Raw genomic sequence first — 14456 nt, forward strand, 5'->3', positions numbered from 1 at the left:
AAAGGAGAGTCACCGTGGACGTGCCGATGCAAAACGATCAAGCCCTCACCCGCGACAGCCTTTTCGGCACCGCCGCCGAAAGCACCTACGCCGGCATCACCAGCTTCATGCGCCGACGCTACAGCCGTGACCTGCGCGGTGTGGACGTGGCCGTCAGCGGCGTGCCGTTCGACACCGCCACCAGCAACCGCCCGGGCGCCCGGTTCGGGCCACGGGGGATCCGCGCGGCATCCGCCGGCATCGCCTGGGAGCGCCATTGGCCATGGGCGTTCGACCCGTTCGATCATCTGGCGGTGATCGACTACGGCGACTGCGACTTCGATTACGGCGCGCCGCATTCCATCCCGCAGAGCATCGAGGCCCATGCCGAGCGGATCCTTCAGAGCGGCAGCGCGATGCTGACCTTCGGCGGCGACCACTTCATCAGCTACCCGCTGCTCAAGGCCCATGCGCGCAAGCACGGCACGTTGTCGCTGATCCACTTCGACGCCCACAGCGACACCTGGCCGGACGAGGGCGGCAAGCGGGTCGACCACGGCACCATGTTCTGGCACGCGGCGCGGGAAGGGCTGGTGGATCCGGCGCGTTCGGTGCAGATCGGCCTGCGCACCACCAACGACGACCCTCAGGGCTTCCAGGTGCTGGATGCGCGGCAGGTGCACCGACGCGGCTGCGAGGCCATCGTCGAGGCGATCCGGGCACGGGTCGGCGAAAACCCGGTGTACCTGACCTTCGACATCGACTGCCTCGACCCCGCGTTTGCGCCGGGCACCGGCACCCCGGTGTGCGGCGGCCTGAGCACGGTGCAGGCGCTGGAGATCCTCGGCGGCCTGCGCGGGATCAACCTGGTGGGCATGGACGTGGTGGAAGTGGCGCCGGCCTATGACCACGCCGAAGTGACGTCCTTGGCGGCGGCGACCCTGGCCATGGAAATGCTTTGCCTCTATGCGGCCCGTCATAAGGTCGATGCCTGAGGCAGGCCTGTCCTTGAGGGGCCTGGGCTGAAGCCATCGCCAGCAGGCCGCCTCCGTATGGGGGTTGTCCTGCTGCCGATTACTGTAGGAGCCAGCCTGCTGGCGATGGCGGTTTGTCTGACACAGTGATGCCGGATGTGCCTTCGTCATCGCGAGCAGGCTCGCTCCTACAGGGATTTGGGTGGGGCGCGTGAGTGCGCAGGGCTGCTGACAGAATCTGACAGTGCCCGGTGCTAAGCTTCGGCGATTTTCCCGACGGAGCCTGCACCGTGTCGCGTACCACCCGTTTACTGACCCTGCTGCAAGTGCTGCGCGGCAAGAAGCGCCCGGTGACGGCGGCGACGCTGGCGGCGGAGCTGGAGATCTCCGAGCGCACGCTGTACCGCGACATCGCCGAGCTCACCGCCCTCGGCGCGCCGATCCACGGCGAGGCCGGCGTCGGCTACGTGCTGCGCAGCGGCCTGTTCCTGCCGCCGCTGATGCTCAATGCCGACGAGACCGAAGCCATCGTCCTCGGCCTGCGCTACGTCGATCAGCGCGGCGACGAGGTGCTCGGCAAGGCCGCCGCCGACGCCCTGGCGAAGATCGCGGCGGTGCTCGACCCCAAGGCCCGGGACGCCTTGCTCAACCCCACCGTGATGCCGGGGCCGGCAGGGTACGGCTTCCCGCAGAACGTCGTGCCGCTGAACGTGTTGCGCCAGGCGATCCGCGAGCAGAGCAAACTGCGGATCGACTACGCCGACGCACAGCAGATGCCCAGCCAGCGCTCGATCTGGCCGCTGGCGCTGGGCTTTCTCAATGAAGTGCGGATCCTCGTGGCCTGGTGCGAACTGCGCGGCGCCTACCGCACTTTCCGCACCGACCGGATCGCGGCCGCCACGGCCGCCGACGGGCGCTATCCAGGCCGGCGCAGCGACCTGCTGCGCACCTGGCAGCAGCAGATGCAACAGGACGAAACCCGGCGGTTCACTCCTGACAAGAATTGACGCAAGGCTGTTCTAGGATGGCGGCAGAACCACTCAACAAGGAGTTGCAACCATGTCCCATCCGACTCTGGCCCCGGCCATCGCCGGGTACATCAACGCAGCGAACGCCCGTGACACCACGCAGATCGCGCGCTTCTTCGCCGAGAACGCCAACGTGTTCGACGAAGGCCACCATCAGGTCGGCCCCCAGGCCATCGCCCACTGGATCGAGGACAGCGGCCGGCGCTACCAGCCCCGTGTCGAGGTGCTGGACGTGCAGCACCGCACCGGCAAGGTGCTGGTGCACGGGCTGGTGTCCGGCGACTTCCCCGGCAGCCCGCAGCCGCTGCGTTACATGTTCCGTCTCGACGAACAGGGCAAGATCGCCCGACTGGACATTTCCCTGTAGCTCTCATGGCATACTGCCGCGCATGACTTTCGACTCTCCGCTCAGCGCCTGGCAGCACGCCATCGAACACGACGGTTTCATCCAGGATGAAGCCCAGGAACATGCCGTCTTCGCACTGCAGAAGTGCCACGAGGCCTTGCACGCCGGTGCCCGTTCGGTCACCGGCGTTTACTTGTGGGGCCCGGTCGGGCGCGGCAAGACCTGGCTGATGGATCGTTTCCATCAAAGCCTGCGGGTGCCGGCCCGGCGTCAGCACTTCCATCACTTCATGGGCTGGGTGCACCAGCGCTCGTTCCAGCTGACCGGCATCGCCGACCCGCTGCGGGCGCTGGCCCGGGAACTGGCGGCCGAGGTGCGGGTGCTGTGCTTCGACGAACTGTTCGTCAACGACATCGGCGACGCGATCATTCTGGGGCGGCTGTTTCAGGTGATGTTCGATGAAGGCGTGGTGGTGGTCAGCACCTCCAACCTGCCGCCGGATCAGCTGTACGCCGACGGCTTCAACCGCGACCGTTTCCTGCCCGCCATCGCGGCGATCCAGGCGCACATGCAAGTGGTCGCGGTGAATGGCGCCGAGGACCATCGCCTGCATCCCGGCGCGCACGCGCAACGCTACTGGGTTTCGGCGCCGGGGCAGGCCAGCGCCTTGGGCGAGGTGTTCAAGGCACTGACGGCGGGGCAGGCCAGCCATGCCGGACCGGTCGCCGTCGGTCACCGGAGCCTGACGGTGGTGCAGGCCGGCGGTTCGGTGGTGTGGTGCCGTTATGCCGATCTCTGTGAGCAACCGTTCGCCGCCATGGATTTCATCGCGCTGTGCGACAGCTACCGGGCTATCCTGTTGAGCGACGTGCCCAACCTCAGCGCCAAGCAGCGCGAAGGCCGGATCGCCCGCGGCACCGAGGACGGCGCCGAACGGGTGGCCGCCGGCGACCGCGAGCTGCCGCAGTTGTCGGTGCACGACGACGGCGTGCGCCGCTTCATCGCCCTGGTGGACGAGTGCTACGACCGCAAGGTGCCGCTGTACATCGAGGCGCAGGTGCCGATGGAGGCGCTGTACACCGAGGGCTACCTGGAATTCCCGTTCCGCCGCACCCTCAGCCGCCTGCAGGAGATGCAGCTGCAACGCTTTGCCGAGACCTGAAGCGAGGAGGGCCTGCGATGACGCAGCCACTGTCCCACCATCTGCTGACCATGGCCTATCAGAACGCCTGGGCCAACCATCGCCTGGCCAAGGCCTGGAGCCGCCTCGACGCCACGGAGCTGGCGGCGCCACGGGTGAGCTTCTTCCCCAGCATCCGCCTGACGCTCAATCACATCGTCACCTGCGACGGGTTCTACGTCGACGCGCTGGAGCGCGAGCTGCGCGGCGATGAGCCGCATCCCGATTGCTATGCGTTTTTCGCGGTCGACGAACCGTTTACCGAAGGGCAATCCCTGCGCCTTGAGCAGGCCCGGGTGGACCGGCGCCTGATCGCCTATTGCGAGCAACTGCGCGACGCCGATCTGGGCCGGGTGGTGACCATCGCCCGGGAGACGCCGCAGCACGACACCCGGCTGCGCTTGCTCTCGCACCTGTTCGAGCACCAGATCCACCATCGCGGACAGGTGCATGCCATGCTCAGCGGCACCTCGGTGGAACCGCCGCAACTGGATGAGTTTTTCTGCGCCGGCGAGTCGGCGCTGCGGGCCGAGGACTTCGCCGAACTGGGCTGGACCGAGGAGCTGATCTGGGGGCATTGACCGTGACGGGCTGCGCGATGAAGGCGTTGGGTCGGGCACCGGGGATGTCGGATGTGGCGGCCCTATCGCTGGCAAGCCAGCTTCCACAAGGACGCTGGACATTCGCAGGATCAGCGGCAAACACAAAACCTGTGTGAGCTGGCAAGCCAGCTTCCACAAGGACGCTGGACATTCGCAGGATCAGCGGCAACCGCAAACCTGTGGGAGCTGGCTTGCCAGCGAAGGCGTCGGGCCTACCGACGCGTTCATCCCCTGACACGCCGCCTGCGCAGTCCTGCGCGAGCAAGCCAATGTTTGTCTTGTCGCCCGTGCCGCCGCCACGTTATGGTCTCCGGGCCTTTCAACGCGCAAGACGCGCGCCGGGGCCCCGTGCGATCGAGGATGGAAATGGATTCCGCAGAAATTCTTGTGCTTCAAGCCAGCTATACCAACCCGGTGCATGCCGAGGCCATCGGTGTCGTGCTCAATCACTACGCCGAAGACCCGATGGGCGGCGGGCAGTCGCTCGCGCCGGATCTGCTGCGGCGCTTGCCCGAGGAGCTCGCCAAGCGGCCCCATGCCTTCAGCGTGCTGGCGTTCGTCGGCGGCGAGCCGGCGGGGCTGGTGAACTGCTTCGAGGGGTTTTCCACGTTCGCCTGCAAACCGCTGGTCAACGTGCATGACGTGGCGGTGATGACGAAATTCCGCGGGCGGGGCCTGAGCCACAAGATGCTGCGCAAGGTCGAGGACATCGCCCGTCAGCGCGGCTGCTGCAAGATCACCCTCGAAGTGCTCGAAGGCAACGACGTGGCGAAGGCGGCCTATGCCAAGCTCGGGTTCGTGACCGGCACGCGGGATCCGTCGCAGGGGCCGATGCTGTTCTGGTCCAAATACCTGCAGGCATGAAAAAGGGCGCCCGGCGGGCGCCCGACTGTCGTCAAGGACGATAGGACTCGGTCACTTGCGCGGTCTGGTCGTCCGGAACCTTCAACTCATCGGCTCTGTTGTCGGCCTGTTGCCCGGCGGCGTCCTGGTGCACCGGGAAGTTCTGGTAGTAGTGCCTCATGCGCTCGGCGCCGCCTTCGGCGAAAGCGCTGGCGGAACCCAAGGCAAGCAGTGCGGCGAGGATTGCGGTGGTGATGTTCATGGTGCCTCCCACTGTGAATGTCGGAGCCTTTCGTCCATGAATCGAGGTCTCGGCGCGCAGTGTCCGCCGGGGGCATTAACTAAGGGTTAACGGGCCCTGTGGCGAGGGAACCCGCCACAGGGAATGCCTATGTGCCTGGGGTCAAAGTTTCCAGTCCAGGCTCAGCGTCACCGTGCGCGGATCGCCCCAGAACACGCCGTTGTAGAAACCGACGTTGTCGTAGTACTTCTTGTCGAACAGGTTATCGACGTTCAGCGACGCCGACAGGTGCCGGTCGAACTCATAGCGCGACATCAGCTTGACCACGGTGTAGGCGTCCTGGCTGATCCGCGTGCGGCGCGTGACGATCTCGCCGGCGGCGTCGCGCCCCACGGGGCGGTTGGCCTTGCCGTAGATGTCGCTCTGCCAGTTCACCGCGCCGCCCACCGTCAGCGCGTTCCAGTTGCCCGGCAGGCGATAGGCCGTGGACAGGCGGAACAGGTTCAGCGGCTGGTTGGTGTTGGTGCGCTGTTTCTCGCCGTCGGCGGAGTGGGTGTAGGTGTAGCCGGCGGTCAGGTTCCAGCCGTCCAGCACCTCGCCGGACACCTCCGCCTCGAACCCGTTGACCTTGTTGCCCTTGCCGCCGCTCTTGTAGAACTCCTCGCCGGTCTTCGGGTCCGGCGGCACCGAATCGTCCACCTCGGCGACGTTGTCCTGCTTGCTCCAGAACAGCGCCGTGGCCAGGTTCAGGCGCTCGTCCAGCAGGCTGCCCTTGAGCCCCAGCTCGTAGTTGCTGCCCACCACCGGCTCCAGGTATTTGCGGTTGGCGTCGCGGTTGGTCTGCGGCTTGAAGATGTCGGTGTAGCTGACATACACGGTGTATTCGGGCGTGATGTCGTACAGCAGGCCGGCGTAGGGCGTCCACTGGTCGTTGTGCTTCTGGCGGGTGGTGTCCACGGCCGTCACGTGCAGGTCGTCGTCGAAGGTGTTGCTGGTGCTGGACGACTCCCAACTGCCGTAGCGGCTGCCGAGCACCGCATGCAGACGGTCGGTGAGGCTCAGGCGGGTGGCCAGGTAGCCGGCCTTCTGCCGGGTATCGTCTTTGGATTCGGTGAGCCCGGTGACGGTGTCGGGGAACTTGGCGATGTCCATGTACTTCCAGTCGCGGATGGTGCCGTAGTCGTCCGCCCGGGGGCCGGCGATCGCGTAGGGCGAATCGGAGCGCCGTTCGGCCTCGCCGTAGCCCAGCATCAGTTCGTGCTCGCGGCCCAGCAGCGTGTAGGGGCCGGAGACGTTGAAGTCATAGGCGGTCATCTTCTGCGTGCCGAGCATGTGCGAGGTGTAGGCCGTCATGCCGCTGCGGTCCGCTTCGGGGAACCCGGCGCCGCCGTAGTAGACCTTGCCGTCGGTGTCGCTCTGGCGGTGGGTGTAGGCGGCCTTGAGGTGCCAGCCGTCGGCCAGCGCCTGATCGAGGGTGGCGAACGCGGTCTTGTCCCTGATCGGCCACGAGCTCCAGGACGTCGCCATGTTGGTGGAGCGGCCCAGGCCGGCCTTGCCGCCGTCGGCGTTCCAGTACGGCACGGTGCCCCAGGAGGTGCCTTGCACGTGTTTGTCCTGGTAGTCGTAGCCGACCGCCAGCACGGTGGAATCGGTCAGGTCGGCTTCGAGGATGCCGTAGCCGACCTCCCGCTGCAGCGCGTACTTGTCGCGGAACGACTGGCTGTCGCGGTAAGCCAGCACGCTGCGCCCGCGCAGGCGCCCGTCGAACGCCAACGGCCCGCCCACGTCCACATAGCTGTAGTAATCGTCGTAGCTGCCGCCGCTGACCCCGGCCTGGGCCTGCCATTGGGCGGTGGGGCGCTTGCGCACCATGTTGATGGTCGCCGACGGGTCGCCCGCGCCGGTGGTCAGGCCGGTGGCGCCGCGCACCACCTCGATGCGGTCGTAGATGATCGTGTCCGAGTCCGACTTCATGAACGTGAAGGTGTTGAGCATGCCATCGACCTGGAAATTGTTGATCGAATAGCCGCGCGACGAATAACTGACCCGGTCCGAGTCGTTGTGCTGCACCACGATGCCGGTGGTCTGGCTCATGGCCTCGGACAGGGTGCCGAGCTTGAAGTCGTCCATCTGCTGGCGGGTGACCACCGACATCGATTGCGGGGTGTCCTTGATCGACAGGTTGAGCCGCGTCGCCGTGCTCATGGCGCCGGTGGTGTAGGCGCCGGTGTGTTCGGTGGTGCTGCCCAGGCCCTGGGCCGTGACGCTGGTGGCGGCCAGTTCCAGGGCCGGCGCGTCGGTTTCCGGGCGCTGTTCGGTTTCGGTCTCGGCCAGAAGGTCCGGGCTCAGGGCGGCACTGCACAGGCCCAGGGTGAGGGTCATGGAACGGGTAATGGGCGCGAACATCGCAGCCGACTCCTTGTCATCGAGGGAAAATTTCCGTTTGCTCAGAGACGAAGGGGAAGGGCGGGATTTAGGGTTAAACGAGAAATATTGTTATTTGGAAGGCCTGGACTTGAAGCCGGTGTTCAGCACCCGACCGTGTAGGAGCCAGCCTGCTGGCGATAGCGATGGGTCAGTCACATGTGATGCTGGCTGACACGCCGCCATCGCCAGCAGGCTGGCTCCTACAGGATTTTGCGTTGGGTTAAAGGGTGGCGTCGGCTTTCAGCTCCAGGCTGTCCAGCACCCGGTTCACCGCCAGTTCGCCGAGCATGATCAGCTGCGCGATGCCTTGCGCCGTGTGCCGGTGCTGGCCGTCCAGCAATCCCGCAAAGTTGTTGGCCATGACCTTGGCCGAGGTCAGGGTCTCGCAGGCGTCGGCCAGCAGCTCTTCGTTGTCGGCGGCCGGGGCGATGGCGTAGAGCTTGCTGATCTTGAGCGCGGGTTCGGGGACGAACATCGGGTTGAGGTAATGGTCGAGGGCGCGCTCGGCGGCCTCGTTGAGCTTGCGCGAGTCGGGGGATTCGTAGGGGGAGGTGGGGTCGGTTTCGGGTGGGTTGGGGGTGGGTTTGAACATGGTGAAGCTCCTTGAGAAATGGAGCCGTCAGCCATCGCTGCTAAACGAGTTGGGTGGCGGCTGTACGCGGGTTAGCAGACCAGGCTCAAGGATCCCGGCGCACCGAAGTGCCCCACGCAAAGCCGCCATGACGCATTGGGCGAAGCTCACGTGCCTTGAGAATTGCCGGGCTGCTAAACCCGATCACTGATTCGTCAGCGACCGCCAAACGATAGAACCCGCCCCCCAGGCGCACAAGCCGGCGGGTTCTGGCGTAGCTGTAGGCAATGGCGCAAGGTGGCGTGGGGCTGTGGAAATGTTATTCAACAACTCTAAACAGCTCTGCTGGTGGATCGAAACGCGACCACAAAAAGGGGCCGTAAACGGCCCCTCGGTTCATTGCTGCTGCACCACCTCGGTGGCCGCCGGTTTCTTCGGCTTCATCAGGCTGAAGTCGATCAGCGGCCGCTGCTCGCGTTCGTACGGGTTGCCGATCATCAGCGGGCGTGGCTTGAAGCTGTCGCTGACCAGGCTCTTGCTGCGGTCCAGTTCGTCGAAGCTCAGGCCGGCCAGGTCCGCCCAAGTGTGGATCAGGTGCGAGCTGCTGTAAGGGCGGCTCAGGTCGCCGACGAAGTTCCAGTCATGGGTCTGGCGCCACTTCGGCGAGGCCCAGGCCATGAACGGGATGGTGTACATCGGCGCGGTCGGTTTGTTCTCGTTGCGGCCCAGGGTGGTGTGGCCGACCGAGTCGAAGACGTCTTCGCCGTGGTCGGAGAGGTACAGCAGGAAGCCGTTCGGGTCGGCCTTGGCGTAGTCCTTGATCAGGCTCGACACCACGAAGTCGTTGTACAGCACCGCGTTGTCGTAGCTGTTGTAGGTCGGCACCTGGTCGTCGCGCAGGCCGGCCGGCACGCCGTCGCGGTCCTGGAACTTGTCGAAGCTCGGCGGATAGCGGTACTGGTAGCTCATGTGGGTGCCGAGCAGGTGCACCACGATCAGCTTGCGCGGCGCCGCGTCGGCCAGGGCCTTGTTGAACGGCTCGATCACATCGCCGTCGTACTGGGCAGCGTTCTGGTTGCGGTTGTTGTTGAGGTACACCTGCTCGTCGGCCTGTTCGGAGAAGGTCGTGAGCATGGTGTTGCGCTTGGTCATGGTCTGCTGATTGGTGATCCAGAACGTCTTGTAGCCGGCCTGTTTCATCATGCTGACCAGCGACGGCGTGGACAGGTAAAGGTCCGGGTTCTCTTCGTCGGCAAAGGTCAGCACCTGCTGTAGCGCCTCGATGGTGTACGGGCGCGGGGTGATGACGTTGTCGAAGACCGTCAGTTGGTCCTTGAGCTTGTCCAGCTCAGGCGTGGTCTTGCGCGGGTAGCCGTAAAGGCTCATGCGCTGGCGGTTGGTGGACTCGCCGATCACCAGCACCAGGGTCGCCGGCTGGTTGGCGCCGACGTCCTTGAGGTTGTGCAGCGGCGGGATCTTGCTGGCACTGTGCAGCATGCCCTGCATTTCGCCCAGGGTTTCGAGGTAGCGGTGGTAGGCCACGGCCATCTGCCACGGTACGGCCGGCTCGATGCGGGTCTCGAACTTCTCGAAGCCGCCGGCGAAGCTGCCGGTGCGCTGGGTCTGCTTGATCAGCGGATAGCCGACCACGGCCAGCAGGATCGCCATCGCCGCCACGAACGCGCGGCCACGGGGCATGTAGACCGGGCGCAGGCGTGTCCACAGGAACCAGGCGAACGCGGTGTGGGCGAGGAACGCCGGAATCATCCACCAGGCGAAGTATTGGGTGATGTACTCGCCGGCTTCGGACACGTTCGACTCGAACATGATGAAGATGACGCTCTGGGAGAACTCCTGCTGATAGATGAAGAAGTAGCCCAGGCTGGCCATCGAGCAGGCCCACAGCACCACGCCGATCAGCGCGGCGAGCAGGCGGGTGCGTTTGGGGAACAGCAGCATCGGCGCCAGCCACACGGCGCTCATCACGAACGCTTGGCGAAATCCGGTGAACCCGGAGGTGCCGGTCAGCTGGATCAGCAGTTGGGTGATGCCCGAAAAGTACCAGAAGAACACGAACAGCCAGAGCAGTCCGGTCCAGTCAAAACCTGTCGCAGTCGTATTGCTGCGTTTGAACAATGCCATTCAGCGCTCCGCTCACTCGTCACAACCACCGCCGGTGAATCCTTTTTGCCGGCGAACGGAAGCCGCACGCTATCGCCCGGCTCAATCGACGGAGTATCAACAAGCGGATGTGAAAACTTTGTGAGTTGCCCGCAGGGGCCAGGAGGGCATCGTGACGGGAACGGCGCGGGCCGCTCCCGGGGCAGGCGGGATCAGGCGTTGGGGGAGCGCTGAACGGTGGGCAGCGGCTTGGGCAGGGCGCCCTGGGCCAGCAGGCGCAGTTGCGAAAGTTCCTGCTTGAGGCGGTCGCGTTCGTCCTTCAGCTCGCGCAGTTCATCGCGGCGGATCGTGACGTACAGGGTTTGTGGCGGTGCTTCTGTATGTACTGTGCCCATTGCTCACCTCGCAAACGGCGTGACTCAACCGTGAATCGGCTCCCGGGGCCGGGATCCTGACTCACTATCGGCGCCGATTCTGATTTCTTTTGCCTGCGATGGGAACTTTTTTATTTTTTGCGGTCGTTGTGTCTTCGCCACGTTTCCCGACGTTATCTGTCTGGATCGGGCACAATGCCCGGAAACTTCATCACGACGCTTCGGACTAACCTCCATCAGTCGCGTTGGGCTATAACCATTGACACACTTTTACTGCAGTAAGGAGCATCAGCACATGCAACTCGGGATTATTGGACTGGGCCGCATGGGCGGCAACATTGCGCGGCGCCTGATGCTCGACGGTCACACCACCGTTGTTTACGACCGCAATACCGCTTTTGTGGACACCCTGGCCGCCGAAGGCGCCACGGGCGTCGCCGACCTGCCGGCGCTGGTCGCCGGCCTGGCCAAGCCTCGCGCCGTGTGGGTCATGCTGCCGGCCGGCGCGCCGACCGAAGAGACCATCGAAACCCTGAGCACCCTGCTTGAGGCGGGCGACACCATCATCGACGGCGGCAACACCAACTATAAGGACGACATCCGCCGGGCCAAGACTCTGGCGGAAAAGGGCCTGCACTACATCGACGTCGGCACCTCCGGCGGCGTCTGGGGCCTGGAGCGCGGCTACTGCATGATGATCGGCGGCGACGCCGCCACCGTCAGCCGCCTCGACCCGCTGTTCAAGACGCTGGCGCCGGGCATGGGCGACATTCCGCGCACCAAGGACCGCAAGTCCGACGACCCGCGTGCCGAGCACGGCTACATCCACGCCGGTCCCGCCGGTGCCGGTCACTTCGTCAAGATGATCCACAACGGCATCGAGTACGGCATGATGCAGGCCTTCGCCGAAGGCTTCGACATCCTCAAGACCAAGTCCAGCGACCGCCTGCCTGAAGACCAGCGCTTCGACCTGAACGTCGCCGATATCGCCGAGGTGTGGCGCCGCGGCAGCGTGGTCTCGTCCTGGCTGCTGGACCTGACCGCCGACGCGCTGGCCGCCGACCCGAAACTCGACGGCTTCTCGGGCTCCGTGGCGGACAGCGGCGAAGGCCAATGGACCATCGAGGCGGCCATGGAACAAGCGGTGCCGGTGCCGGTGCTGTCCAACTCGCTGTTCTCGCGCTACCGCTCCCGCGGCCAGGGCACCTTCGGCGACAAGATCCTCTCGGCCCAGCGCTTCGGCTTCGGCGGCCATGTGGAGACCGCGAAGAAATGACCCATGTGATCCGCAGGAAGTCCAAGGCCGAGCCCGCGCCGCCGACCACGCTGTTTCTGTTCGGCGCCCACGGCGACCTGGTCAAGCGCCTGCTGATGCCGGCGCTGTACAACCTCAAGCGCGACGGGTTGCTCGGCGACGGACTGCGGATCATCGGCGTTGACCACAACGCCATCAGCGATGAAGGCTTCGCGAAGAAGCTCGAAGACTTCATCCGCGACGAAGTGGCCAGCAAGGTCGGCAAGGGCAACCAGTCCCTGGATCCGGCCTTGTGGGCCCAGCTTGCGAAAAACATCAGCTACGTCCAGGGCGACTTCCTGGACGACGGCACCTATTCGGCCCTGGCGGCGAAGATCGCCGACAGCGGCACCGGCAACGCGGTGTTCTACCTGGCCACCGCGCCGCGTTTCTTCAGCGAAGTGGTGCGCCGGCTGGGCAGCGCCGGCCTGCTGGAGGAAAACCCGGAAGCGTTCAGGCGGGTGGTGATCGAAAAGCCGTTCGGCTCTGACCTTCAGACCGCCGAAGCCTTGAACGCCTGCCTGCTCAAGGTGATGACGGAGAAGCAGATCTACCGGATCGACCATTACCTGGGCAAGGAAACCGTGCAGAACATCCTGGTCAGCCGGTTCTCCAACAGCCTGTTCGAAGCCTTCTGGAACAACCACTACATCGACCACGTGCAGATCACCGCCGCCGAGACCGTCGGCGTGGAGACCCGCGGCAGTTTCTACGAAAACACCGGCGCCTTGCGGGACATGGTGCCCAATCACCTGTTCCAGTTGCTGGCGATGGTCGCCATGGAGCCGCCGGCCGCGTTCGGCGCCGATGCGGTGCGCGGCGAGAAGGCCAAGGTGGTCGGCGCCATCCGCCCCTGGACCACGCAAGAGGCGCGGGCCAACTCGGTGCGCGGCCAGTACGGCGCCGGGGCCCTGGACGGCAAGCCGTTGGCCGGTTACCGCGAAGAGGCCAACGTCTCGCCGGACAGCACCACGGAAACCTACGTGGCGCTGAAGGTGATGATCGACAACTGGCGCTGGGTCGGCGTGCCGTTCTACCTGCGCACCGGCAAGCGCATGAGCGTGCGCGACACCGAGATCGTCATCTGCTTCAAGCCGGCGCCTTACGCGCAGTTCCGCGACACCGAAGTGGACGAACTGCAGCCGACCTACCTGCGCATCCAGATCCAGCCCAACGAAGGCATGTGGTTCGACCTGCTGGCCAAACGGCCGGGGCCTGCGCTGAACATGGCCAACATCGAACTGGGCTTCGCCTACAAAGACTTCTTCGAGATGCAGCCGTCCACCGGCTACGAAACCCTGATCTACGACTGCCTCACCGGCGACCAGACGCTGTTCCAGCGCGCCGACAACATCGAGAACGGCTGGCGTGCGGTGCAGCCGTTCCTCGACGCCTGGCAGCAGGATGCGAGCGTGCAGGCCTACGCGGCCGGCGAAGACGGTCCTGAGGCGGCCAACGAACTGCTGACCCGCGACGGCCGCGTCTGGCATGGCCTGGGATGAGTGAGGCCGCGCCGCAACCCATCCGTTTTCTGCTCAGCGACATGGACGGCACGCTGCTGCGGGCCGACCACAGCCTGAGCCAGCGCACAATCGAGGCCGTGCGTTCCCTGCGCGAGGCCGGCGTGCTGTTCAGCCTCGCCACCGGGCGTCCGCCCAGGGCCATGCGGCAGCAGATCGAGGCCTTGGGCGTCGATTTGCCGACGGCGGCGTTCAACGGCGGCACGATCGTCAACCCGGACGGCAGCCTGCTGGTGGCCCACCACTTGCCGGCCACCGCTGCGCTCACGGCGCTGGCGCTGTTCGCCGACCGGCCGGATGTCGAAATCTGGGTGTTCAGCGGCGACGACTGGCTGCTCAAGGATCCCCACGGGCCGATGGTGCCGCGCGAGCAGCACGGTCTCGGTTACCCGCCGGTGGTGGTGGACAGCTTCGAGCCGTACCTGGAGCGCATCTCCAAGATTGTGGCCGCCAGCGACAACACTGAACTGTTGATCGAACTGGAGGCGCGTCTGTTGCCGCAGGTCGACGGCATGGCCCAGGTGTCGCGTTCGCAGCCGGTCTATCTGGACGTGACGGCGCTGGAGGCCAACAAAGGCACCGCGTTGGTGACGCTGGCCGAACATTTGGGCGTGCCCTTGGCGCAGACCGCCGCCATCGGCGACGGCGGCAACGACCCGGCGATGTTCCACTGCGCCGGGCTGTCGATTGCGATGGGGCAAGCGCCGGAGGAGATCCGGCGCCAGGCCGACGTGGTGACCGGCTCGAACAGCGAGGACGGCGTGGCGCAGGCCATCGAGCGCTACATCCTGCCCCGGTAGGGCGCCGCTGCGTACACCCGTCACCCCTGTGGGGAATCAGACGGTGGGCCACCGCAAACTCTGTGGGAGCTTGCCAGCGATAGGGCCGGCACTGTCGGCATCGGTGGTGGCTGATCCACTGCCGTCGCCGGCAGGCCGGCTCCCACAGGTTCCGCG

Annotated in this window: 14 protein-coding genes; 9 read left to right on the plus strand and 5 right to left on the minus strand. The window is 65.5% G+C overall.

Going from position 1 to position 14456, the window contains the following annotated elements:
• Positions 1 to 14 precede the first annotated feature (14 nt).
• The 6 genes from speB (at position 15) to KVG96_RS09640 (ending at position 4973) form a co-directional block, all read left to right on the plus strand.
• Positions 15 to 974 (plus strand): agmatinase, encoded by a 960-nt coding sequence (speB, locus tag KVG96_RS09615; RefSeq protein ID WP_217891812.1) that lies wholly within the window; start codon positions 15 to 17, stop codon positions 972 to 974.
• Between the two features lie 269 nt (positions 975 to 1243).
• Entirely contained in the window at positions 1244 to 1960 is a 717-nt protein-coding gene (locus KVG96_RS09620) for a helix-turn-helix transcriptional regulator (RefSeq protein ID WP_217891813.1), read from the plus strand.
• Positions 1961 to 2012: 52 nt separating this feature from the next.
• Positions 2013 to 2348: a nuclear transport factor 2 family protein gene (locus KVG96_RS09625; protein ID WP_217891814.1), complete on the plus strand. Its 336-nt coding sequence runs from the start codon at positions 2013 to 2015 to the stop codon at positions 2346 to 2348.
• Positions 2349 to 2370: 22 nt separating this feature from the next.
• Complete coding sequence (zapE, locus tag KVG96_RS09630; RefSeq protein ID WP_217891815.1) at positions 2371 to 3489, plus strand: cell division protein ZapE; 1119 nt, start codon at positions 2371 to 2373, stop codon at positions 3487 to 3489.
• Positions 3490 to 3506: 17 nt separating this feature from the next.
• Entirely contained in the window at positions 3507 to 4088 is a 582-nt protein-coding gene (locus tag KVG96_RS09635) for a DinB family protein (RefSeq protein WP_217891816.1), read from the plus strand.
• Positions 4089 to 4475: 387 nt separating this feature from the next.
• Positions 4476 to 4973 carry a GNAT family N-acetyltransferase gene (locus KVG96_RS09640; protein WP_217891817.1) on the plus strand — a complete coding sequence of 166 codons (498 nt, stop codon included), beginning with the start codon at positions 4476 to 4478 and terminating at the stop codon, positions 4971 to 4973.
• 31 nt (positions 4974 to 5004) lie between these two features.
• Here the strand turns inward: KVG96_RS09640 and KVG96_RS09645 are convergent, their stop codons facing one another.
• The 5 genes from KVG96_RS09645 to KVG96_RS09665 all read right to left on the minus strand — a co-directional run bounded on the left by KVG96_RS09645 (position 5005) and on the right by KVG96_RS09665 (position 10707).
• On the minus strand, positions 5005 to 5214 hold the full coding sequence (locus KVG96_RS09645; RefSeq protein WP_217891818.1) for a hypothetical protein: 210 nt from the start codon (positions 5212 to 5214) through the stop codon (positions 5005 to 5007).
• 141 nt (positions 5215 to 5355) lie between these two features.
• Complete coding sequence (locus tag KVG96_RS09650) at positions 5356 to 7599, minus strand: TonB-dependent siderophore receptor (protein WP_217891819.1); 2244 nt, start codon at positions 7597 to 7599, stop codon at positions 5356 to 5358.
• Between the two features lie 241 nt (positions 7600 to 7840).
• Positions 7841 to 8212: a DUF6124 family protein gene (locus KVG96_RS09655; protein WP_217891820.1), complete on the minus strand. Its 372-nt coding sequence runs from the start codon at positions 8210 to 8212 to the stop codon at positions 7841 to 7843.
• A 375-nt stretch (positions 8213 to 8587) separates the two neighbouring features.
• Positions 8588 to 10333 carry a phosphoethanolamine transferase CptA gene (locus KVG96_RS09660; protein ID WP_217891821.1) on the minus strand — a complete coding sequence of 582 codons (1746 nt, stop codon included), beginning with the start codon at positions 10331 to 10333 and terminating at the stop codon, positions 8588 to 8590.
• A gap of 191 nt (positions 10334 to 10524) precedes the next feature.
• Positions 10525 to 10707, minus strand: coding sequence for a DUF6026 family protein (locus KVG96_RS09665; RefSeq protein ID WP_217891822.1), 183 nt, complete (start codon positions 10705 to 10707; stop codon positions 10525 to 10527).
• Positions 10708 to 10981: 274 nt separating this feature from the next.
• On the opposite strand from KVG96_RS09665, the gene gnd reads away from it, so the two are divergent.
• The 3 genes from gnd to KVG96_RS09680 are packed head-to-tail and all read left to right on the plus strand — an operon-like array spanning position 10982 to position 14300.
• Positions 10982 to 11962 carry a phosphogluconate dehydrogenase (NAD(+)-dependent, decarboxylating) gene (gnd, locus tag KVG96_RS09670; RefSeq protein ID WP_085641191.1) on the plus strand — a complete coding sequence of 327 codons (981 nt, stop codon included), beginning with the start codon at positions 10982 to 10984 and terminating at the stop codon, positions 11960 to 11962.
• Positions 11959 to 13482: a glucose-6-phosphate dehydrogenase gene (zwf, locus tag KVG96_RS09675; protein WP_217891823.1), complete on the plus strand. Its 1524-nt coding sequence runs from the start codon at positions 11959 to 11961 to the stop codon at positions 13480 to 13482. Before gnd ends, zwf begins: the two co-directional genes overlap by 4 nt.
• Positions 13479 to 14300: an HAD family hydrolase gene (locus tag KVG96_RS09680; protein ID WP_217891824.1), complete on the plus strand. Its 822-nt coding sequence runs from the start codon at positions 13479 to 13481 to the stop codon at positions 14298 to 14300. The genes zwf and KVG96_RS09680 overlap by 4 nt, the downstream gene beginning before the upstream one ends.
• Positions 14301 to 14456: the final 156 nt, after the last annotated feature.

Origin of the sequence: Pseudomonas ekonensis (genome assembly GCF_019145435.1) — a bacterium.
In the GTDB taxonomy this organism is placed as follows: Bacteria; Pseudomonadota; Gammaproteobacteria; order Pseudomonadales; family Pseudomonadaceae; genus Aquipseudomonas; species Aquipseudomonas ekonensis.

What these genes read in the sequence shown, in the direction of transcription:
- gnd (WP_085641191.1), top strand. Translation starts at nt 10,982, where the DNA reads ATGCAACTCGGGATTATTGGACTGGGCCGCATGGGCGGCAACATTGCG.
- KVG96_RS09665 (WP_217891822.1), bottom strand. Translation starts at nt 10,707, where the DNA reads ATGGGCACAGTACATACAGAAGCACCGCCACAAACCCTGTACGTCACG.
- zwf (WP_217891823.1), top strand. Translation starts at nt 11,959, where the DNA reads ATGACCCATGTGATCCGCAGGAAGTCCAAGGCCGAGCCCGCGCCGCCG.
- KVG96_RS09655 (WP_217891820.1), bottom strand. Translation starts at nt 8,212, where the DNA reads ATGTTCAAACCCACCCCCAACCCACCCGAAACCGACCCCACCTCCCCC.
- KVG96_RS09625 (WP_217891814.1), top strand. Translation starts at nt 2,013, where the DNA reads ATGTCCCATCCGACTCTGGCCCCGGCCATCGCCGGGTACATCAACGCA.
- zapE (WP_217891815.1), top strand. Translation starts at nt 2,371, where the DNA reads ATGACTTTCGACTCTCCGCTCAGCGCCTGGCAGCACGCCATCGAACAC.
- KVG96_RS09645 (WP_217891818.1), bottom strand. Translation starts at nt 5,214, where the DNA reads ATGAACATCACCACCGCAATCCTCGCCGCACTGCTTGCCTTGGGTTCC.
- KVG96_RS09640 (WP_217891817.1), top strand. Translation starts at nt 4,476, where the DNA reads ATGGATTCCGCAGAAATTCTTGTGCTTCAAGCCAGCTATACCAACCCG.
- KVG96_RS09650 (WP_217891819.1), bottom strand. Translation starts at nt 7,599, where the DNA reads ATGTTCGCGCCCATTACCCGTTCCATGACCCTCACCCTGGGCCTGTGC.
- KVG96_RS09680 (WP_217891824.1), top strand. Translation starts at nt 13,479, where the DNA reads ATGAGTGAGGCCGCGCCGCAACCCATCCGTTTTCTGCTCAGCGACATG.
- KVG96_RS09660 (WP_217891821.1), bottom strand. Translation starts at nt 10,333, where the DNA reads ATGGCATTGTTCAAACGCAGCAATACGACTGCGACAGGTTTTGACTGG.
- KVG96_RS09635 (WP_217891816.1), top strand. Translation starts at nt 3,507, where the DNA reads ATGACGCAGCCACTGTCCCACCATCTGCTGACCATGGCCTATCAGAAC.